The organism is Catenibacterium sp. co_0103, from assembly GCF_004168205.1.
Classification (GTDB): Bacteria; Bacillota_I; Bacilli_A; order Erysipelotrichales; family Coprobacillaceae; genus Catenibacterium; species Catenibacterium mitsuoka_A.
The window spans coordinates 1-20,116 of record NZ_RCYB01000038.1; the positions used below are offsets into that span (position 1 = coordinate 1).

At 34.1% G+C, this 20,116-nt stretch carries 22 protein-coding genes, 2 tRNA genes and 2 pseudogenes; 17 read left to right on the top strand and 9 right to left on the bottom strand.

The features are described 5' to 3' along the window. Positions 1-136: 136 nt before the first annotated feature. Both EAI80_RS07545 and EAI80_RS07550 read right to left on the bottom strand, forming a co-directional pair. Positions 137-1,006, bottom strand: a complete 870-nt coding sequence (locus EAI80_RS07545; RefSeq protein WP_129981559.1) for an RluA family pseudouridine synthase — start codon at positions 1,004-1,006, stop codon at positions 137-139. Continuing rightward, positions 1,003-1,806, bottom strand: a complete 804-nt coding sequence (locus EAI80_RS07550) for a methyltransferase domain-containing protein (protein ID WP_006507106.1) — start codon at positions 1,804-1,806, stop codon at positions 1,003-1,005. The genes EAI80_RS07545 and EAI80_RS07550 overlap by 4 nt, the downstream gene beginning before the upstream one ends. Positions 1,807-2,054: 248 nt before the next feature. On the opposite strand from EAI80_RS07550, the pseudogene EAI80_RS14035 reads away from it, so the two are divergent. From EAI80_RS14035 to fba, 9 genes and pseudogenes are all read left to right on the top strand, one after another. Next, positions 2,055-2,219: pseudogene (locus EAI80_RS14035) on the top strand (IS607 family transposase); the annotation flags it as partial. 243 nt (positions 2,220-2,462) lie between these two features. After that, entirely contained in the window at positions 2,463-3,626 is a 1,164-nt protein-coding gene (locus EAI80_RS07565; protein WP_129981560.1) for an RNA-guided endonuclease TnpB family protein, read from the top strand. A 178-nt stretch (positions 3,627-3,804) separates the two neighbouring features. Then, positions 3,805-4,278: a TetR-like C-terminal domain-containing protein gene (locus tag EAI80_RS07570; protein WP_129981561.1), complete on the top strand. Its 474-nt coding sequence runs from the start codon at positions 3,805-3,807 to the stop codon at positions 4,276-4,278. Positions 4,279-4,371: 93 nt separating this feature from the next. Further along, entirely contained in the window at positions 4,372-5,343 is a 972-nt protein-coding gene (locus tag EAI80_RS07575; protein WP_129981562.1) for an aldo/keto reductase, read from the top strand. Between the two features lie 64 nt (positions 5,344-5,407). After that, on the top strand, positions 5,408-5,677 hold the full coding sequence (locus EAI80_RS07580; protein ID WP_022425984.1) for a hypothetical protein: 270 nt from the start codon (positions 5,408-5,410) through the stop codon (positions 5,675-5,677). Between the two features lie 11 nt (positions 5,678-5,688). Next, on the top strand, positions 5,689-6,420 hold the full coding sequence (locus EAI80_RS07585; RefSeq protein WP_006507102.1) for a TrmH family RNA methyltransferase: 732 nt from the start codon (positions 5,689-5,691) through the stop codon (positions 6,418-6,420). Further along, on the top strand, positions 6,417-7,592 hold the full coding sequence (locus tag EAI80_RS07590; RefSeq protein ID WP_129981563.1) for a MalY/PatB family protein: 1,176 nt from the start codon (positions 6,417-6,419) through the stop codon (positions 7,590-7,592). Before EAI80_RS07585 ends, EAI80_RS07590 begins: the two co-directional genes overlap by 4 nt. Further along, the gene (locus EAI80_RS07595) at positions 7,576-7,857 is read left to right on the top strand and encodes a hypothetical protein (protein WP_129981564.1); all 282 of its coding nucleotides are present in this window, start codon (positions 7,576-7,578) and stop codon (positions 7,855-7,857) included. Before EAI80_RS07590 ends, EAI80_RS07595 begins: the two co-directional genes overlap by 17 nt. An 85-nt stretch (positions 7,858-7,942) precedes the next feature. Further along, positions 7,943-8,815, top strand: a complete 873-nt coding sequence (fba, locus tag EAI80_RS07600) for a class II fructose-1,6-bisphosphate aldolase (RefSeq protein ID WP_129981565.1) — start codon at positions 7,943-7,945, stop codon at positions 8,813-8,815. An 81-nt stretch (positions 8,816-8,896) separates the two neighbouring features. Here the strand turns inward: fba and EAI80_RS07605 are convergent, their stop codons facing one another. Continuing rightward, the gene (locus EAI80_RS07605) at positions 8,897-9,340 is read right to left on the bottom strand and encodes a hypothetical protein (RefSeq protein WP_129981566.1); all 444 of its coding nucleotides are present in this window, start codon (positions 9,338-9,340) and stop codon (positions 8,897-8,899) included. 264 nt (positions 9,341-9,604) lie between these two features. On the opposite strand from EAI80_RS07605, the gene EAI80_RS07610 reads away from it, so the two are divergent. The 3 genes from EAI80_RS07610 (at position 9,605) to cysK (ending at position 12,423) form a co-directional block, all read left to right on the top strand. Further along, positions 9,605-10,036 (top strand): Rrf2 family transcriptional regulator, encoded by a 432-nt coding sequence (locus tag EAI80_RS07610; RefSeq protein WP_129981574.1) that lies wholly within the window; start codon positions 9,605-9,607, stop codon positions 10,034-10,036. A 137-nt stretch (positions 10,037-10,173) separates the two neighbouring features. After that, on the top strand, positions 10,174-11,469 hold the full coding sequence (locus tag EAI80_RS07615) for an O-acetylhomoserine aminocarboxypropyltransferase/cysteine synthase family protein (RefSeq protein ID WP_129981567.1): 1,296 nt from the start codon (positions 10,174-10,176) through the stop codon (positions 11,467-11,469). A gap of 21 nt (positions 11,470-11,490) precedes the next feature. After that, complete coding sequence (gene cysK, locus EAI80_RS07620; RefSeq protein WP_129981568.1) at positions 11,491-12,423, top strand: cysteine synthase A; 933 nt, start codon at positions 11,491-11,493, stop codon at positions 12,421-12,423. Positions 12,424-12,438: 15 nt separating this feature from the next. On the opposite strand, the gene EAI80_RS07625 is transcribed toward cysK, so the two are convergent. After that, positions 12,439-12,630, bottom strand: coding sequence for a hypothetical protein (locus EAI80_RS07625; RefSeq protein WP_129981569.1), 192 nt, complete (start codon positions 12,628-12,630; stop codon positions 12,439-12,441). Positions 12,631-13,164: 534 nt separating this feature from the next. Next, positions 13,165-14,589, bottom strand: coding sequence for a glutamate--tRNA ligase (gene gltX / locus EAI80_RS07630; RefSeq protein ID WP_117458912.1), 1,425 nt, complete (start codon positions 14,587-14,589; stop codon positions 13,165-13,167). Positions 14,590-14,636: 47 nt separating this feature from the next. Between gltX and EAI80_RS07635 the strand changes: the two genes are divergently transcribed. Then, positions 14,637-14,712: transfer RNA gene (locus tag EAI80_RS07635), tRNA-Gln, on the top strand. Positions 14,713-14,780: 68 nt separating this feature from the next. On the opposite strand, the gene EAI80_RS07640 is transcribed toward EAI80_RS07635, so the two are convergent. Further along, positions 14,781-14,856: transfer RNA gene (locus EAI80_RS07640), tRNA-Glu, on the bottom strand. Between the two features lie 224 nt (positions 14,857-15,080). Here EAI80_RS07640 and EAI80_RS07645 point away from each other — a divergent pair. The 3 genes from EAI80_RS07645 (at position 15,081) to rpmE (ending at position 17,770) form a co-directional block, all read left to right on the top strand. Then, positions 15,081-16,361 (top strand): UDP-N-acetylglucosamine 1-carboxyvinyltransferase, encoded by a 1,281-nt coding sequence (locus tag EAI80_RS07645; protein WP_129981570.1) that lies wholly within the window; start codon positions 15,081-15,083, stop codon positions 16,359-16,361. A 20-nt stretch (positions 16,362-16,381) separates the two neighbouring features. Then, positions 16,382-17,467 carry an aspartate-semialdehyde dehydrogenase gene (gene asd, locus EAI80_RS07650; RefSeq protein ID WP_129981571.1) on the top strand — a complete coding sequence of 362 codons (1,086 nt, stop codon included), beginning with the start codon at positions 16,382-16,384 and terminating at the stop codon, positions 17,465-17,467. Positions 17,468-17,566: 99 nt separating this feature from the next. Continuing rightward, positions 17,567-17,770 (top strand): 50S ribosomal protein L31, encoded by a 204-nt coding sequence (gene rpmE / locus EAI80_RS07655; RefSeq protein ID WP_006507087.1) that lies wholly within the window; start codon positions 17,567-17,569, stop codon positions 17,768-17,770. Positions 17,771-17,838: 68 nt separating this feature from the next. Here rpmE and rlmH read toward each other — a convergent pair whose 3' ends face one another. Then, the gene (gene rlmH, locus EAI80_RS07660; RefSeq protein WP_129981572.1) at positions 17,839-18,318 is read right to left on the bottom strand and encodes a 23S rRNA (pseudouridine(1915)-N(3))-methyltransferase RlmH; all 480 of its coding nucleotides are present in this window, start codon (positions 18,316-18,318) and stop codon (positions 17,839-17,841) included. After that, positions 18,308-19,060, bottom strand: a complete 753-nt coding sequence (locus EAI80_RS07665; RefSeq protein WP_129981573.1) for an MBL fold metallo-hydrolase — start codon at positions 19,058-19,060, stop codon at positions 18,308-18,310. The genes rlmH and EAI80_RS07665 overlap by 11 nt, the downstream gene beginning before the upstream one ends. Positions 19,061-19,171: 111 nt before the next feature. On the opposite strand from EAI80_RS07665, the gene EAI80_RS07670 reads away from it, so the two are divergent. After that, positions 19,172-19,750: a cytidylate kinase-like family protein gene (locus EAI80_RS07670; RefSeq protein ID WP_022425970.1), complete on the top strand. Its 579-nt coding sequence runs from the start codon at positions 19,172-19,174 to the stop codon at positions 19,748-19,750. Positions 19,751-19,935: 185 nt separating this feature from the next. Here EAI80_RS07670 and EAI80_RS13365 read toward each other — a convergent pair. Then, positions 19,936-20,116, bottom strand: a pseudogene (locus EAI80_RS13365) (hypothetical protein); the annotation flags it as partial.

A 20,116-nucleotide genomic window follows, 5' to 3' on the forward strand; every position in this document is an offset into this window, starting at 1 on the left:
GTAGCGCATATGTCTGATATGCCGTATAATCTTGTTGGTGTATCATTGCAAACTAAATATACCACAAAAGACGGACCTCGGTCCGTCTTTTGCTTTTTATGAAACTATAATGAGTTATTTACCCGTTACAGCCTCTTTAAAATTCCATTGGACTATATAAATCAATCTCAAGATGAGTGATTGGTTCTTCAAACTTGATATAGGCTGCATGAAGTGCTAGACGTGGATAATCAGAGCCTTCATTATAAAGGGGATCACCTAGAATAGGATGACCAATAGAAGCCATATGAACACGGATCTGATGCTTTCTACCAGTCTCTAGACGACATCTTACAAGTGCATGATCTTCCTTATTCTCTAGACACTGGTAATAAGTCACAGCAGGAATACCCTTAGAATGAACACGCATCTTAGAAGGACTATGTCTATCCTTACCTAAGTTCTGTTCAATCTTATATTCCTTACCCTCTTTGATATGACCTTCTACATAAGCCAGATATTCTCTTTGTATCTCTTTAATAGACAATGCATAATCTAGATAAGCCTGTATTAAATGACACTTACAGAATACTACTAAACCGCTTGTATCATTATCTAAACGATGAATATAACGAACAGGAATATCATATCCCTGTGTCATATAATAAGCACTCACTCTATTAGATAAGCTGTCTGTCTTATGAGGATCATCTGGATAAACCGCAATCCCAATAGGCTTATTTACAACAAGAATCAGATCATCCTCATATACAATATCTATATCCTGAAAGTCAGGTGCATATGTTCCATCATCATGTTCATAAGCAAGAACATCTAATACATCATTTGTATGAAGTATAGGATTCATACTAAATACATGATTTACTTTATAGTCTTTATTCTGTTTTAATAAATGAATTGTTTTGCGTGATAAATGCAGATCTGCCCACAAATCAGATAAAGGACGATTTTCATATTCTTCATCAATAGTGATAAGAAGATGCTGTCCCTGCTTCTTTATTCTCATGGACGATATACAGTGACTTTGATATCAATAGTGACATCAAGTGCTTCTAATGTATCAAGAACATCACGCTTTTCTTTCTTGATATGATAATAATGTGGTGTCATCTTTAAAAGATTTAATGCATCTTCACGATTCTTAATAGAAATAGTCTTTTTAAAATCATGACTCTCTAATACATTAAATGGAAGACGGATATACTTATCAGACTTAGTCCTTACTTCATCATAAATCAAATGTTTAATTTCAATTAAATGATCTCTATTGGCAGTTACATGGATAATATAACCATCCTCTTTAATACATCTAGCAAGTTCTTCCTGATTCACTACAGTGAACATTGCGGTAATAACATCCATAGAATGATCAAGTACTGGAATATTCTTAGAATTACCTACAATCCAGTGAATAGACTTATCATACTGTGTAGCCATTCTTACAGCCAACTTAGAAATGTCTAAACCACAATAAGTATTCTCATCACCAAGAATCTGTTTCATACGATATGTATAATAGCCTTCACCACAACCTAGATCTAGGATATTTAAAGGACCTTCCTTCTTCTTGATTTCATTTACTACTTCAAAAAGAATAGGATCATAATAACCCTTATCAAGATAAGCTTTTCTCGCAATCAATGATTCTTTAGAATCACCTGGATTATTAGATGCCTTATCAGGATTTAAAAGTAGATTCATATACCCTTGACGGGCAATATCATAACAATGGTTATTAATGCATTTACATGTTTTACCTTCAATTTCTAAAGGTTCATGACATTTAGGACATGCAAGTATACTCATTTTTATTTACCTCGTTTCTATTACTTATTCGCAATGATATAATAGCATACTTTACTTGAAAGTTGTAAAATTAATATGAAAGAGAGGAATAACATGAACATAAAAAAAGCTTTTTCTAACAGTCTTCTTTCACTTCTCTATAAGAAGCCGCTTTCTAAAATCACCATAGGAGGGAACTATAAGTAACTGAATATATCGACCATTGTGTTTGATCGTGTTTAAATATACTCATACGAGGGAGTGTTAAAATGAACACATCAAATATCTAAAATTATAAACCAAAGGATTTTGCTGAACTTTTAGGCGTATCTGTTAAGATATTATACCGTTGAGATAGAGAAGAAACTTTAAAGGCAAACCGAACCCTAACCCTAACTAATAAGTATTTACTAAATCAAGTTGCATTTTTAAGATAGTTTTGTAATGCAAAAGAATTATTTGAATAACCACAGACCACAGGTTAGTGAAAATTAAATTTTATTAACGCCGATTAAAAGGCGTTCTTGAAGCTGAACTTGATGCATGGATTTTCCATTTGTACTATAATTAGATTAGAAATCAGATGGAGAACTCATGCAGGATATTGTTTCAATACTTCATGTATTCTCCTGCAGGCTGTAAAGGGCTTCGTAAGTATAAAAAACTGATAGAAAGGGATGAGGAAATTGCTGAAGAGCTTCAAGACGGAAATAAATCCAACAGAGGAGCAGAAAGTCAAGATTCGTAAAACAATAGGTACTTGCAGATTTATCTATAACTTCTATCTTGCTCATAATAAGGAGCTTCATGAAAATGGGGAAAAGTTTATGAGCAGCAGCCAGTTTAGAGTATGGCTTAACAATGAATATCTTCCTAGCCATCCAGAATGTTCCTGGATCAAGGAAGCTTATTCAAAATCGGTAACACAGGCAGTAAATGACGGACAGAATGCATTTAAAAGATTCTTTAATCACAAGAGTGCCTTTCCAAAATTTAAGAAGAAAGGCAGATCTGATGTGAAAATGCATTTTGTAAGGAATAATCCAAAAGATTGTTGTTGTGAAAGACACAGAATCAAGATTCCGTCACTTGGCTGGGTCCGCATCAAAGAGAAAGGATATATTCCAACTACAAAAGATGGATACGTAATTAAGAGCGGTCATGTCTCAATAAAGGCTGACAGATACTATGTTTCAGTTCTTGTAGAAATCCCAGATAAAAGGACAGCCAATAATTCCAGTAAAGGGATTGGCATTGACCTTGGATTAAAGGACTTTGCGATTGTCTCTAATGGCAAGACTTATAAGAATATCAATAAATCTGCAAAATTAAAGAAGCTTGAAAAAAAGCTTATTCGAGAACAGAGAAGTCTTTCTCGAAAGTATGAAAATCTAAAGAAAGGAGGGTCCACTCAAAAAAGAAATATACAAAAACAGAGGCTTAAGATACAGAAACTTCATCATAGAATTGACAATATTCGTATTGATTACATCAATAAGACAATCGCAGAGATAGTGAAAACCAAGCCATCTCATATAACGATTGAAGATCTAAACGTATCAGGAATGATGAAGAACAAGCATCTTTCAAAGGCAGTTGCTTCGCAGAAGTTTTATGAATTTAAAACAAAGCTTCAAGCTAAATGCAAGGAGAACGGAATCGAACTTCGAATAGTAGACAGATGGTACCCATCATCTAGAACATGTCATTGCTGCAAAAATATCAAAAAAGATTTAAAGCTTTCAGATAGAGTTTTCAGATGTGACTGTGGTTATATCGAAGACAGAGATTTCAATGCTGCACTAAATCTGAGAGATGCTACAACTTACGAAGTTGCATAAACAAACGCAAACGTAGGTATGTACCGAAGGCTATTTCGGGAATTTACGACTATGAAGTGTACATGAACTTGTGAGTAGATATGATTTCGGTCAATCGAAAGCATACACAATAAAATAGTAAGTAATGTTCGTGAGAACTTACATTATCTCTATGTGAGTATATTTAATCACATTTTGAGTGGCAGACTTACTAGAGGATACTGAACTCTCAAGACAGACATTCTATAATCATTTTCTAGATAAGAATGATCTTATTGCCTATGTTTATGATACAGTGATTGTGAATGAGTTTGATGAAGATATGTCTATTGACTTTAAATTATCACTCACTCAGGCATTAAACAGCTTAAAGAAATATGAAACATTCGTTGAACAAGCCTGTTTAATAGATGGACAGAATTCATTGAAAGAGCATATGCTTCACCATTGTATAGCGTTTGATTTAAAATGGCATGAACATTGTATAGGAGAACCATTATCCAAAGAACTTAAATTTGCGACACTCTACCATACCAATGCCTCTCATAGTATGGTCCTTCAATGGATTCTAGATGGTATGAAAGAACCAGTAGATGAACTTGTAGACAACATCAATCATATGCGTTACTTAGGTTTAAAGGATCTATTGAAAGATCATTCTCCATATAGATAATTACCGCTATTTGTCTACTTATGGATAGAAGTACTTTTTTGTCTTTCGCTATTTATTCTTATATATATTATGATAAGTTCAGGAGGATTGATTATGAAATATACACAGATTGGTTCATTAAAGGTTTCTAAGGTTTGTTTAGGATGTATGGGATTTGGAGATGCATCTCAAGGTATGCATTCCTGGACATTACCTTATGAAGACTCTAAAAATATTATTTTCCATGCCTTAGAATCAGGCATCAACTTCTTTGATACAGCGATGGCTTATCAATCAGGCACAAGTGAAGAATACTTAGGACGTGCTATTAAAGAGTATGGACATCGTGAGGATGTTATTATTGCGACTAAGTATACCCCTAAGAGTGATGATTCTATTGATTCAAGAACATATTTAACTGAGTGTTTGAATAATAGTTTAAGAAGACTACAGACTGATTATATTGATCTCTATATTATGCATATGTGGGATTATCAAACACCTATTGAAGAAACATTAGAAATACTCAATGACTTCATTAAAGAAGGTAAAATCAAAGAAATAGGTATTTCCAACTGTTTTGCATATCAATTAGCAACTGCCAATACTATTGCGAAAGAAAGAGGCTTACAAGGGTTTGTAAGTGTTCAGGGGCACTATAATCTGATCTTTAGAGAAGAAGAAAGAGAAATGAAGCGTTATTGTGATGAACAAGGTATTGCGATGACACCATATAGTGCACTTGCATCAGGACGTCTCGCAAAGCATCCTGGAGAAACATCACAAAGACTTGAAAAAGATAAATATGCGAAAGGTAAATATGATGCATCAAGTGATTTAGATTTAAAAATCATTCAACGTGTAGAAGAACTTGCATCAAAGCATCATGTTTCTATGAGTGAAGTATCATTATCCTGGTTGATGTCTAAAGTAGCATCACCAGTTGTAGGGGCGACTAAACTTAAACATGTTGATACAGCTGTACTTGCGACAGAGCTTGAATTAAGCGAAGAAGAAAAACAATATCTAGAAGAACCATATCAGCCACATCCACTCGTAGGTGTCATGGCAACGAATACTAAATAGTCACATTATTTGTGACTATTTTTGTGTTCTATAGTATAATAAATGAGATGAAGGAGGAGTACTTATGGGACTATTTTCTAGAAAATCAAAGGTGGATTATGACCTTGTATTTAGAGAACAATATAAATCATTAAATCGTGTTCATCAGCAGGCCCGTGATGAATTAGATTACAAAGTAAAAGAATCGTTAATGGAGGTTGTAGTAGAAAAATATCGTGAACTATTAGAACTCATTGATAAAGGGGCTAAACAAGATCCTAAACATTTTGAAGCATTAAAAAAGAATGCGGAAGATGAATTACAAACTATTAAGAATATTAATGAAGATGCATAGAGGAGAAAAATATGAAGTTATATAAAAAAGGTGATGACTCCTCTTATACATTGGGTGTCTTTCCTACAATAGAATTATTAGAACATAAACCAGATATTGTGAAAAGAGTGGTTGTACACTCTTCAATAGAAGAAAACAGAGGATATCCTAAAATCAAGGAATTATGTGCATTGCATCATATTCCTATTGATGTTCATGATGCGACAATTAATAAGCTTTCACCAAAGTCTAATTGTTATGCGATTGGGGTATTTAAAACATTCTATGAACCCTTACAGAAGGGGAATCATATTGTATTAGTGAATCCTATGGATATGGGTAATATGGGTACAATTATGCGTACAATGTTAGGATTTGGTTATCAGGACTTAGCTATTATTCGTCCAGCAGTCGATATCTTTAATCCTCATGTTGTTCGTTCTTCTATGGGTGCATTATTTTCTTTACGTATTCATTATTATGAAAGTATTGATGAGTATCTTAAAGAGTTTGGCGATCATCAATGTTATCCATTTATGTTGAAGGGTGCTAAGAATATTCATCAGGTGAAACCTGTAACACCTCATTCACTGATCTTTGGAAATGAATCATCAGGACTCGATGATATTTATATGACATATGGACAAAGCGTCTTTATTCCTCATACGAATGCGATTGATTCACTTAATTTAGCACAGTCTGTCGGTATTGGTTTATTCCACTTCTCACAGGATGCATTTAATAAGCAGGAGGTGCTACGATGAAGTATGATTTTGATACAGTGTATGATAGACATCATACAAACTGCGCAAAATATGATTCAGGTCATACAGATGATCCTGATATGATCCCTATGTGGGTTGCAGATATGGATTTCAAAACATTACCAGATATTCCAGAAGCACTCTCTAAACGTGTGTCAGATGGTATTTATGGTTATAGTACAATCCCGGAAGAATACTTAGAAAGTGTTGTAGGATGGATGAAACGTAGACATGATTTCCATGTTGAAAAAGACTGGATTGTCCCTACGCCGGGTGTTGTCACTGCCTTTCATCTTGCAGTAGAAGCTTATACTAAAAAAGATGAGAGTGTATTGATTCTTACACCAGTTTATTATCCATTCTATCGTGCTATTAAAAACAATGGTAGACGTATGGTAAGAATGCCTCTTGATCTAAAAGATAACCAATATACACTTGATTACAAAGCATTTGAAACTAAGATTATAGAAGAAAATGTCAAGATGATGATCTTCTGTAATCCACATAATCCAGTAGGTAAAGTATGGACAAAAGAAGAACTAAAAACAATTGGAGATATCTGTAAAAAACATAACGTTTTTGTAGTATCGGATGAAATCCATATGGACTTTGTCTATGCGCCTCATAAGCATACCGCATTCTATGAAGTAGATCCTGAATATAAGAACTTTTCAATTGTATTAACAGCAGCATCTAAGACATTCAACTTAGCTGCACTTCAGACTTCTGCAGCTATTATTGCGGATGAAAAACTAAGAAACCAATTTAAGCAAGTGAAGATGAGTCATTCTATTTCTGATCCTACAATATTAGGATTTATTGCGACAACAGTCGCTTATACTAAGGGTGATGAATGGGTTGATCAACTTCTAGATTATATTAAAGGTAATATGGATTATCTTGATCACTTCCTTAAAACTGAATGTCCTGGTATATCTTTAATTGATCCACAAGGCTTATATCTTGCTTGGGTGGATATGAGAACACTTGGCATGAGTAATGAAGAACAGGAAGACTTCATGTTACATAAAGCACATCTTTGGTTAGATGAAGGTTATGTGTTTGGTGAAGAAGGATCAGGTTTTGAAAGATTTAACTTAGCATGTCCTAGAAGTACTTTAGAAAAAGCTTGTTTACAGTTAAAGAAAGCATTAGATGAAAAATCTGCATAGTTTAAGACTTCAGGGATATATCGATGATCTTCCATTAGATTGTGCTTGTGAATATACGAATCGACAATTAAAGAAGTTTCTTCATACAGATATTGCCTATCAACAGACACTTGCAATACGCTTATTAAATAAGCGTATTGGCTATCAAAAAGACTATCAGAAGCAGTTAAAAGAGATGCTTGATGATAATCCTGCTTATTATACAAAGCAGGAAATAGAAGGCTTTTTAAGCCTGATAAATGAAAAAGAAAATAAAGTAAAATAAAAACGTTTACATCATTTAATTTTTCTAGTAATAGACAAGAAAAAAGAGTATTATGGAAGTATAAAAGAAAAGGAGAGATAATATTATGGGATTAGTTTCCGCAACAGAAATGTTAAAAAAGGCTAAAGCAGGCCATTATGGTGTTGGACAGTTCAACATCAATAACCTTGAATGGACAAAGTCTATTCTTTTAGAAGCACAGGAATTAAATGCACCAGTAATCTTAGGTGTATCTGAAGGTGCTGCAAAATATATGACAGGTTTCACAACTGTAGCTGCTATGGTTAAAGCAATGGTAGAATCTTTAAATATCACTGTACCAGTAGCATTACACTTAGATCACGGTTCATATGAAGGTGCTAAGGCAGCATTAGAAGCTGGATTCACTTCAATCATGTTCGATGGTTCTCATTATTCAATCGAAGAAAACATCGAAAAGACTAAGGAATTAGTTGAATTATGCCATGCTAAAGGTGTATCTATCGAAGCTGAAGTAGGTTCAATCGGTGGAGAAGAAGATGGTGTTATTGGTATGGGTGAAGTAGCAGATCCTAAAGAATGTAAGATGATTGCTGACTTAGGAGTTGACTTCTTAGCTGCTGGTATCGGTAATATCCATGGTGTATACCCTGCAAACTGGGCTGGTTTACAGTTCGAAGCATTAGATGCTATCCAGAAAGAAACTGGTATCTTACCATTAGTTCTTCATGGTGGTTCAGGAATTCCTGATGAACAGGTTAAGAAAGCAATTGGCTTAGGTGTATCTAAGATCAACGTTAACACTGAATGTCAGTTATACTTCCAGAAAGCTACTAGAAAGTACATTGAAGAAGGTAAGGATCAGCAGGGTAAAGGTTATGACCCTCGTAAATTACTTGCTCCAGGTGCTCAGGCTATCAGAGACTGCGTAAAAGACAGAATGGAAGTATTTGGTTGCATCGGTAAAGCTGCTGAATAATTCATTTAAGAGAGAAGCTTAGGCTTCTCTTTTTTTATGCAAATAAAAAGATTCCTACCACAAATGGTAGGAATAACTATGTTAGTTCCAGTAATCTAATTGATCATAATCAGTATAATATGTTGAGGATGCAAGTTTCTTATAATTATTTTTATTCATTTTCGCATATTCTTTTATTTGAGATTGATCACTCTTATTTGATTTAGTCACAAGTACATCTGATTCACTTGATAGTCTATAGAAACGATATGCATCATTCTTTATCACAACAGTATAAGAAGGTGAGCCATAACGTGTTTTACTTTCATCATACTTCTGTATACCATCAGGTAAGTGATCTATAAAATCAACATCCTTTAACTTGCTAGATATAGAAGCTGTTTTATAGAAAGAATAACCTTTCTTCTTTTCTCCACTTACAGTAACTTCTGATAAATAAGAACTAGAACTAGGTACTACAAATACTGCAATAACTGCAATGACTAAACAAACAACAATACTTACAATAATCTTTTTTGATTTCATAGGGTCTCCTTGTATTTATAATATACAAAAATTATAGACTATTATTAAAGTAACTCCAAATATGTTGCACTTGTGTATGTAATGTTTCTGATTATATATCATCCTTTCTTTGGTGTAACATATAGCTTATACAACTGTTGATCACTATTTCTTATTAGAATTCTAACATCAACTATCTGTTACATCAACGCTCAATTTCTATTAATCTTGACTTACCCTATAACCCCCTAGTATACTAGGTATATGTAAAAGGAGGAATAGATGATGATGATATCAACTAAAGGACGTTATGCTTTACGTGTCATGATTGATTTAGCACAGCATGATCGTTCTAAATATATACCATTAAAAGAAATAGCTGCAAGACAGAATATCTCTGAAAAGTATCTAGAAATTATTATTAAATCTTTATCTAAAGAACACTTTGTAGAAGGTTTAAGAGGTAAAGGTGGAGGATACCGTTTAACACATGCTCCAGAAGACTATAGTGTTGCTTCTATTCTTAAGATTACTGAAGGAACATTAGCTCCTGTATCATGTTTAGCGGATGAATGTAATACATGTGAAAGAGCATCTTATTGTAATACATTACCTATGTGGACTGGTTTATATAATGTGATTACAGACTATTTAGAAGGTGTTTCTTTAAGTGATTTAGTACCTGCTTCATCAAATGGCGATGATTATGTCATATAATCATAAATAAAATCAATTAAATTTAGAAAATACGAAATATTCACAAAAAAATAATATAAATATAGTTGACTGGTAGGTTTATCACTGCTATAATCCTATTAACCTATCAAACAAATAGGGTTAAGGAGGAAACATACATGTCTAATAAAAACTATCATTTCGAAACACTTGCATTACACGTAGGACAGGAAGAAGCTGATCCAGTAACTGACGCTCGTGCAGTACCTATCTATCAGACTTCATCTTACGTTTTTCATAACTCAGATCATGCAGCAGCTAGATTCGCATTACAGGATGCTGGTAATATCTATGGTCGTCTAACAAACCCAACTGAAGATGTATTCGAAAAAAGAATTGCGGCTTTAGAAGGTGGTGTAGCCGCCTTGGCAGTAGGTTCTGGTGCAGCTGCAGTGACATACGCAGTACAAAACTTAGTGGCTGCAGGTGACCATATTGTATCTGCAGAAAACATCTATGGTGGAACATTCAACCTATTCAAACATACATTTACTGATTATGGTATTGCTACTACATTCGTAGATGCATTAAATCCACAGGCATTTGAAGATGCTATTCAGGAAAACACAAAACTTGTTTATATTGAAACTTTAGGTAACCCAAATTCAGATGTTGTAGACATCGAAGCAATCGCAAAGATTGCACATAAACATGGTTTACCATTAGTTATTGATAACACATTTGGTACACCTTATTTAATTAGACCGATTGAATATGGTGCTGATGTTGTTATTCATTCAGCAACTAAGTTCATTGGTGGTCATGGTACTACTATTGGTGGTGTCATCGTTGATGCAGGTAAGTTTGACTGGGCGGCACATGCAGATAAATTTCCACAGCTTGTTGAACCAAACCCATCTTATCATGGTGTAAGCTTTGCGAAAGATGTAGGAGCAGCTGCTTATATTACAAGAATTAGAGCTATTTTATTAAGAGACATGGGTGCTACTCTTTCACCAATTCATGCTTGGATCTTCTTACAGGGTCTAGAAACACTTTCATTACGTGTAGAAAGACAGGTGGAAAATACATTAAAGGTTGTAGAATACTTAAATAACCATCCACAGGTTGAATCTGTATCACATCCTTCAGTATCTACAGATCCATCTCAGCAGGCATTGTATAAGAAGTATTTCCCTAACGGTGGTGGATCAATCTTTACATTCAACATCAAGGGTGATGCAAGAAAAGCAAAAGATTTCATTGATAATTTACAGTTATTCTCATTACTTGCAAACGTTGCAGATGTGAAATCTTTAGTTATTCATCCAGCTTCTACTACACATGCAGAAATGAATGAAGAAGAATTAAAGCAGGTAGGTATCCAGCAGAATTCTATTCGATTATCTATTGGTACTGAACATATTGATGATATTATTGCAGACTTAGATCAGGCTTTTGCTGCAGTAAAATAACAAATCAGGAGGAGAATTAACATGAGTAAGGTATACACTAGTGCTGACCAGTTAATTGGCCATACACCATTATTAGAATTAACACATTTAGAAAAGAAATATAACTTAGGAGCAAAGATCATCGCAAAGGTTGAATACTTCAATCCCGCAGGAAGTGTTAAAGATAGAATTGCGAAGAATATGCTTGATGAAGCAGAAAAAGCAGGCAAAATCAATAAAGACACTGTATTAATTGAACCTACTTCAGGTAATACAGGTATTGGTTTAGCGTCTGTTGCGGCTGCAAGAGGCTATCGTATTATTATTGTTATGCCTGAAACAATGTCTGTAGAAAGACGTACATTAATGAAAGCATATGGTGCTGAGCTTGTCTTAACAGACGGAAGTAAGGGTATGAAGGGCGCTATTGCGAAAGCAAATGAACTTGCAGAAGGAATTGAAAACAGTTATATTCCAGGACAGTTCGTTAACCCAGCTAACCCACAGGCACACTATTTAACAACTGGACCAGAAATCTTTGAAGACTTAGATGGTCAGGTAGATTACTTTGTAGCTGGTGTAGGTACTGGTGGTACAGTGACTGGTGTAGGACAGTACTTAAAAGATAAGAAACCAGACGTAAAAGTAGTTGCAGTAGAACCAGATTCATCTCCAGTACTATCTACTGGACAGGGTGGTGCACATAAGATCCAGGGTATCGGTGCAGGTTTCGTACCTGATGTCTTAGATACAAAGGTATATGATGAAATCATCCGTGTAACTAATGAAGATGCATTTGCGACTGGTAAAGAAATTGGTCATAATGAAGGTATCTTAGTAGGTATTTCTTCAGGTGCTGCTGTTTATGCTGCGATTGAACTTGCGAAAAGACCAGAAAATAAAGGAAAGACTATTGTAGCCTTACTACCGGATACAGGTGACCGTTATCTTTCTACTCCTTTATTCCAGGATTAATATAAAAGCCAAGGTTTAATCGCCTTGGCTTTTGTTTGCTTGTTCTATTATTTTATTCATTGCTTCTCTAATTACTTCAGATTGTTTAACACCTAGAGTATTGCAGGCATCTCTGAATGTATCTACAAACTCTGCAGGATAAGAACAACTAAGTTTTTTAATATGACTTTTCGCGTATTTTTTCTGTGCTTTATATTTGTCATCCATAATATGCACTCCTTATTTGATATTGATTGAGATGAGGGTAAGCATAATATTAATTAATAATAACCCGCATACAATCTTCTTTCCTGTTTCTGTCATAGTAATTCAACTCCTTTACAATAATCTATTACATTAAAATAGCCATATCAAGTATATTTATTTCTTTTTCAGAAAAATATAGTATATTCTCAATCTATATTATGACATTTAGAGGAGGAAGCAGATATGGAATATTTAGTTTTTGATGTTGGGGGTACTGCGATTAAGTACGCTTTAATGAACGATGGAAATGCTGGAAAAGGGAAGCGTGCCTACACCACTTGATACACTAGAAAACTTCTTAGAAGTAATTAAGAGTATTTATCTAAAAAACAGGCAGAATCCGGAAGTCTTTAGATGAACTCTATGAAAAATGCCTGTGCCTATTCCACAAGTTAAGTTAGTACAATGTAAATACAATAATGATTCTAACCTAATCGGTGCACTTGCAAACTATAAGAAAGTATACTAAAAGAGGCTCAAACGAGCCTCTTGTTTTTATTCTGCTGATTCAGCCACTGATTTCTTTAAATCTTCGATAGCAACTCTAATTCTTCTTAAAGTTTCTTCTTTACCAAGAATATGAGCGATTTCTACAGCACCACCAGGAGTAAATGCCTTATTAGATAATGCAACACGGATAGGCCACATAATACGTCCATTCTTTAATTCATGGCTCTTAGCAATATCCATCATCATATTCATTAATCCTTCGTCATCATTATAATCTTCCCACTTTTCAAGTTCTGGTAAAGATAATTCTAATGCTTCTAAAGAGTTTTCAGGATTAGTCTTCATCTTCTTATGTTTATAGATAGATGCATCAAATGGTAGTGTTTCATTGACGAAGTCCATTAATTCTGGAATATCAGCTAATCTTTCAACACGTGGCTGTAATGCTTTAGAGATTTCTAATGTATTTACAGGAATAGTGATGAAGTCATAGTAAGGAGAAGCCACTTTGTGGAATTCTTCTAATGACATGTTTCTTAAATAAACACCGTTCATCCATTTTAACTTATCAATATCAAAGATAGCTGGAGCTTTAGAAATATGTTCAATGTTGAACTGTTCAATTAAATCATTTAATGAAAGGATTTCTTCATCAGCTGGAGACCATCCAAGTAATGCGATGTAGTTAAGGATAGCATCTTTTAAATAACCCTGTTTTGTTAAATCCTGGTAAGATGCATCACCATTTCTCTTAGATAACTTAGCATGTTCATCCTTCATTACTGGTGGTAAATGGATGTAAGTAGGTCTATCCCATCCATATGCATCATATAGAAGGTTATATTTAGGTGTAGAAGCTAAATATTCATTACCACGTACAACATGAGTAATACCCATTAAATGGTCATCTACAACGTTCGCAAAGTTATAAGTAGGGAATCCATCACTCTTAATTAAGATAGAATCATTTAAAGTAGTACAATCTACTTCAATATGACCATAGATTTCATCATCAAAAGTAGCCTTACCCTTATCAGGAATAGTCTGTCTAATAACATAAGGAACACCTGCTGCAAGTTTTTCATCAATTTCTGCTTGATCGAGCATACGACAAGGATCATAATCATTGTCAGCATCTTTATCACAGAAACAATAATGAGCACCGCCTAGCTCAATAAGCTTCTTAGCATATTCATGATAAATAGGAAGTCTTTCAGACTGGATATAAGGTCCACAATCTCCTGGCTTATCTGGTCCTTCATCCCAGTTAAGACCAGTTTCAGTTAAAATATCATAAATTAACTGAGTTGCACCTTCCACTTCACGGTTCTGGTCAGTATCTTCAATTCTTAAAATAAAGTCGCCACCCTGATGTTTAGCGATTAAATAACAGTATAAAGCTGTTCTTAAATTACCGATATGCATGTACCCTGTAGGGCTTGGTGCAAATCTTGTACGAATTTTTGTCATTTTTCTCTTTACATCTCCTAAAATATATGTATAATATAAATTGCTGTTGGGGTATAGCCAAGCGGTAAGGCAGCAGACTCTGAATCTGCCATTTCACTGGTTCGAATCCAGTTACCCCAGCCATTTTTTTTATACAAACAAACATTTTTAAAAAGAAAGCTTTGCTTTCTTTTTTTATTCGCATAAAAAAATGGTAGTCCGTAGGGGGTTCGAACCCCTGAATGCTTGGATGAGAACCAAGTGTGTTGACCACTTCACCAACGGACCATGTGGTCATAGTATATCATGTTTTTTTTAAAAGTAAAATATTCTTTTATTAAAAAGGATTATTTACTTTCTGTTTTCTTTGTGATTTTCAGTAAAATACTATATAATGAATTCGTCGAGATAAATACCAATATTTTGACTTTAACTTATTAACTATTAACTTAAAAGTTTTTTAATATATATACATAAATTTTAAATAACCTTAATGAAAGGATTGAATAGAAATGGCAGAAGAAGTAATTGCTATTGAAGGTGGACATAAACTTAATGGAACAGTGACTATTTCAGGTGCGAAGAATGCAACTGTAGCGCTTATTCCTTCTATTGTATTATCAGATGAACCAGTTGAAATTTATAATGTACCAGAAATTTCCGATGTTGATGCGCTAACCGTATTATTAGAAGAATTGAATTGTGTTGTTGAAAGGGATATATCCGTAGGTGAAATCGGTGTAGACCCAAGAAATATGAAAAATATACCACTAGTAAGTAGTGCAGTTGATAAATTAAGAGCGTCTTATTATTTTATGGGTGCATTACTAGGTAAATATAAAGAAGTCACTATTAGAATGCCTGGTGGCTGTTATTTAGGACCTCGTCCTATTGATCTTCATTTAAAAGGATTTGAAGCATTAGGTGCTGATATTAATTATGATGAAGAAACAGGAACATATCATTTAAAGGCTGATGAACTTATTGGAACTGAAATCTATCTAGATTTCGCTTCTGTAGGTGCTACTATCAATATTATGTTAGCTGCAGTTAAGGCTAAAGGTCGTACTGTTATTGAAAATGCAGCTAAGGAACCAGAAATCATTGATGTTGCAAACCTTCTTACTAAGATGGGTGCGAGAATCCGTGGCGTTGGTACAGATACTATTACTATTGATGGTGTAGAACATATGCATGGTGCATATCATGAAATTATTCCTGATCGTATTGAAGCAGGTACTTTCTTGATTATTGCAGCAGCTATTGGTGAAAAGATGGTTATCCAGAATATTATTCCACAGCATTTAGATGCGCTTATTTCTAAATTAAAGGAAATGGGCATTAAGATGGAAAAGATTGGCGATAGCATTGTTGTATATGGTAATGATGGAAATTTAAAGCCTGTTGAAGTAAAGACACAGATTTATCCAGGATTTGCGACTGATTTACAGCAGCCTTTAACAACCCTATTGACTCAGGGTAATGGACAATCTAAAGTGTCTGAAACTATTTATAAAGAAAGATTTAAGCATTGTGCTCAGCTTAATAAGATGGGAGCAGATATTGAATTAGGTGAAGCGTGTGCTTATATAAAAGGCAAGACACCTCTACATGGTGCAAGAGTAATGGCTACAGATTTACGCTGTGGTGCGGCTCTTGTGGTGGCTGGTTTAATGGCAGAAGGTAAAACAGAAATTACAAATGTCTACCATATTGACCGTGGTTATGATAATATAGACCACAAGCTCATTACATTAGGAGCACACATTACTCGTTATATGATTGACGATTAATGTTGATAGGAGGAGAAGCTATGAGTGACAAGTTAAAAGTTGGTATTTTAGGTGCGACTGGTATGGTTGGACAGAGATTTAATACTCTTCTAGATAACCATCCATGGTTTGAAGTGACTACACTTGCAGCAAGTAAGTCTAGTGCGGGAAAGACTTATGAAGAAGCAGTAAAAGGCAGATGGAAAATGGATACACCTATTCCTGAAGCAGTCAAGAACATTGTCGTAAAAGATGTTGCAGATGTAGAAGACATTGCGAAAGAAGTTGATTTTGTATTCTCAGCAGTAAATATGAGTAAAGAAGAAATCAAAGCAATTGAAGAAGCATATGCAAAAGCAGAAACACCTGTTGTGTCAAACAACAGTGCACACAGATGGACACCTGATGTTCCTATGGTTATTCCAGAAATCAACCCAGAACATTATGCTGTCATCGAAGATCAGAGAAAGAGACTTGGAACTAAGAAAGGTTTTATCGCAGTAAAGCCTAACTGTTCAATCCAGTCTTATACACCTTGCTTAGCAGCATGGAAGGAATTTGAACCAACAAAGGTTGTAGTAAGTACATACCAGGCTATTTCTGGTGCTGGAAAGACTTTTAAGGAATGGCCAGAAATGGTAGGGAACATCATTCCTTTAATTAGTGGGGAAGAAGAAAAGTCTGAGCAGGAACCATTAAAAGTATTTGGTCATATTGAAAATGGTGAAATCGTTAAAGCTGAAGGACCTATTATTAGTGCCCAGTGTATTCGTGTACCAGTATTAAATGGTCATACAGCAACTGTTTCTATTAGTTTCAATAAGAAGCCTACTAAAGAAGAATTAATTGATCGTTTAAATAACTTCGAGGGACAGCCACAGGAATTTAAGCTTCCACATGCACCTGAACATTTCATCAGATACATGGAAGAAGAAAACCGTCCACAGGTTACATTAGATGTAGACTATGAAGGTGGTATGGGAGTTTCTATTGGTAGACTTAGAGAAGACAACATCTTCGATTATAAGTTTGTAGGTTTATCTCACAACACTTTAAGAGGTGCTGCAGGTGGTGCTGTTGAAAGTGCTGAAATGTTAACAAAATTAGGTTATATTACTAAGAAATAAATTTAAAAAAGCTATTGTATTTCAATAAAAAATGATGTACAATACACTAGCAACTTACTTTGAAGTAGCAAATATTTCAAGGCGGAAGGAGATAAGACAATGAGAGCTGGAATTCATCCAAATTACAAAAAAGTAAAAGTAATCTGCACATCATGTGGTAACGAATTTGAAACTGGTTCAGTTTTAGATGAAATCCGTGTGGATACTTGTTCAAACTGTCATCCATTCTACACTGGTAAACAGAGATTTGCGAGTGCTGATGGTAGAGTTGAAAAATTCAATAAGAAATACGGTCTTAAATAAGACGCAAGAACCTGTTCTACAGGTTCTTTTTTTTATGTAAAAAAGATGTCAATACATTGTATTGACATCTACTTATGATATGTTTCATTCTTCATAATCTTAAATGCACGATAAATCTGTTCTACAAGAATCAAGCGCATTAATTGATGTGGAAAAGTCATTGGTGAAAAAGATAATTTAAAGTCAGCTCTTGTAAGAACATCCTCTCCATGTCCTAAAGATCCACCAATCACAAATACAATAGTAGAATAACCATCAATCATCTTCTTCTCAATATATTGACTAAAAGCCACTGAATCCATCTCACGTGAAGCTACATCTAATAAAATCATAAAATCATTCTGTTTCACATGATCAAGAATCTTTCTTCCTTCTTTACTCTTTACAAGTGTCTCTTCTGCAAGTGAAGGGTTATTAGGTATCTTTTCATCAGGGACTTCAATTAAATCAACATGGGCATAAGCACCAAGTCTTTTTACATACTCCTGTACACCATCTCTTAAATATTTCTCTTTTAACTTACCTACAGTAATAATCTTAATGTTCATATTTTCCTCCAGAAACAACAGATGTTTGACTTGCTGCTTTGATCTTCTCTTGATCAAATGTCATCTTTTCTTCATCAAATATAGAATAATAAGTTTCTAACGCCTTTTCTTTTGTATTGGCATCCTGTGATAAATGGGCTAGTACAATCTCTTTCGTATTCTCACCAATCACATCACACATTAAATGAGCACTATATTCATTATTTAAGTGTCCTGTATCTCCCATAATTCTATTCTTTAAAGAAAAAGGACGACGTGTAGCCATCAACATTTCTATGTCATGATTAGATTCTATAATATAATAATTCAAGTTGTGAATAAGCTCTTTATTCTTCTGTGATACATAACCTGTATCTGTCATATAGAGAAGTGTTTCATCACCCTTGAATATAAATCCAATAGGATTAGTTGCATCATGTGAAAGACGTAATACATACACATCTATATCACCAAATGTATAACTTGTATAAGGAACAAGTTCATGATCCTCATCTAGATCCTCTATATTCCCTTTTGCGGTATATACCATTTTTTTATCAAATATATGTATATTTTTATTATGATCTGTATGATCATGGGTTAATAATACATAATCTATATCATCTATTGTATATCCAATTTCTTTTAATCGATAGACAAGCTGTTTCTTTGAGATACCACAATCTATTAAAATACCTGTAGTTTTTTCTACAATAAATGTGCTGTTTCCTTTAGAACCACTTGCTAAAACATGGTATTCCATAATCCACCTCTTTCCCATGCATTATAGCACATCTCATTATTTACTATAAAGTTTCTTACATATTCTTTTAAACTTGTGATAAAATAAACTTATAGAAGGAGGTTTTGTCTTATGCCTAAAATTATTACAATCGCAAGAGAATATGGTTCTGGAGGACGTATCATAGCACAGAAAGTAGCCGATCTTTTAGGGCTTGTTTATTACGATAATCAGATTATTGATTTAGCTGCTCAGGAACTCGGATTTGATATTGAAACAATTAGGAAAGCAGCTCAGGAAAAGAGTTCAGGATTCCTTTATGGAATGGCTGGAGGAACTTTCCAGATGCCTCTAAATGATCAGGTTTTCGCAACACAATCTAAAATCATTCGTCATCTTGCAAATAACGATTCATGTATCATAGTAAATGGATGTGCTGATTATATTCTTGAAGATTATGATAAAGTATTAAGAGTCTTTGTCCATGCACCTCTTGAATCACGCATTAAGAGAGTAGAAGAAGAATATAAAGAAGAGCATGAGAATACAAAGAAGTATGTCATCTCAAGAGATAAGAAGAGATCTAACTACTATAATTACTACACAACAAATAAATGGGGTCAGTTAAAGAATTTTGACTTAACTATTAATAGTGATTATGGTTTAGATGAAGCTGCTGAAATTATTGCGGAAATGTATAAGAAATTATAATAATAAGAAGCTGTAATAGATGATCTATTACAGCTTTTACTATTAGAGATTGAATAAATATGTTAAAATAAGGCGAAATCAAATAAAGGAGAATAAGTGTGAAACAAAAATCAATCAAAACGTATAAAAAAAGACAAACTTAAAAATAAGTTTGAATAATTTAGAAAAAATAGAATAATTGAATATTATGGTTTAGTTAATTTAGAAACGTCAAAACCTGATTTCTTAAGAAACTCTATCGCTGATTCTTCTGTTAAAACTTGTTGCTTTATAGGTGGCTTAGGATTTTTAAATGATTCATAATCTGAAGGATTAAATGTCTCTCCAGTAAGAATCATATGGTATATACTGACAAGCATCATTCTT

Bases quoted from the DNA above. Each gene is read 5' to 3' on its own strand.
- cysK (WP_129981568.1), top strand. From the start codon at position 11,491: ATGAGTAAGGTATACACTAGTGCTGACCAGTTAATTGGCCATACACCA.
- EAI80_RS07580 (WP_022425984.1), top strand. From the start codon at position 5,408: ATGGGACTATTTTCTAGAAAATCAAAGGTGGATTATGACCTTGTATTT.
- EAI80_RS07605 (WP_129981566.1), bottom strand. From the start codon at position 9,340: ATGAAATCAAAAAAGATTATTGTAAGTATTGTTGTTTGTTTAGTCATT.
- EAI80_RS07625 (WP_129981569.1), bottom strand. From the start codon at position 12,630: ATGGATGACAAATATAAAGCACAGAAAAAATACGCGAAAAGTCATATT.
- EAI80_RS07595 (WP_129981564.1), top strand. From the start codon at position 7,576: ATGAAAAATCTGCATAGTTTAAGACTTCAGGGATATATCGATGATCTT.
- EAI80_RS07575 (WP_129981562.1), top strand. From the start codon at position 4,372: ATGAAATATACACAGATTGGTTCATTAAAGGTTTCTAAGGTTTGTTTA.
- EAI80_RS07665 (WP_129981573.1), bottom strand. From the start codon at position 19,060: ATGGAATACCATGTTTTAGCAAGTGGTTCTAAAGGAAACAGCACATTT.
- EAI80_RS07565 (WP_129981560.1), top strand. From the start codon at position 2,463: ATGAGGAAATTGCTGAAGAGCTTCAAGACGGAAATAAATCCAACAGAG.
- EAI80_RS07550 (WP_006507106.1), bottom strand. From the start codon at position 1,806: ATGAGTATACTTGCATGTCCTAAATGTCATGAACCTTTAGAAATTGAA.
- EAI80_RS07670 (WP_022425970.1), top strand. From the start codon at position 19,172: ATGCCTAAAATTATTACAATCGCAAGAGAATATGGTTCTGGAGGACGT.
- EAI80_RS07610 (WP_129981574.1), top strand. From the start codon at position 9,605: ATGATGATATCAACTAAAGGACGTTATGCTTTACGTGTCATGATTGAT.
- EAI80_RS07545 (WP_129981559.1), bottom strand. From the start codon at position 1,006: ATGAGAATAAAGAAGCAGGGACAGCATCTTCTTATCACTATTGATGAA.
- EAI80_RS07645 (WP_129981570.1), top strand. From the start codon at position 15,081: ATGGCAGAAGAAGTAATTGCTATTGAAGGTGGACATAAACTTAATGGA.
- EAI80_RS07590 (WP_129981563.1), top strand. From the start codon at position 6,417: ATGAAGTATGATTTTGATACAGTGTATGATAGACATCATACAAACTGC.
- asd (WP_129981571.1), top strand. From the start codon at position 16,382: ATGAGTGACAAGTTAAAAGTTGGTATTTTAGGTGCGACTGGTATGGTT.
- gltX (WP_117458912.1), bottom strand. From the start codon at position 14,589: ATGACAAAAATTCGTACAAGATTTGCACCAAGCCCTACAGGGTACATG.
- rpmE (WP_006507087.1), top strand. From the start codon at position 17,567: ATGAGAGCTGGAATTCATCCAAATTACAAAAAAGTAAAAGTAATCTGC.
- rlmH (WP_129981572.1), bottom strand. From the start codon at position 18,318: ATGAACATTAAGATTATTACTGTAGGTAAGTTAAAAGAGAAATATTTA.
- EAI80_RS07585 (WP_006507102.1), top strand. From the start codon at position 5,689: ATGAAGTTATATAAAAAAGGTGATGACTCCTCTTATACATTGGGTGTC.
- fba (WP_129981565.1), top strand. From the start codon at position 7,943: ATGGGATTAGTTTCCGCAACAGAAATGTTAAAAAAGGCTAAAGCAGGC.
- EAI80_RS07615 (WP_129981567.1), top strand. From the start codon at position 10,174: ATGTCTAATAAAAACTATCATTTCGAAACACTTGCATTACACGTAGGA.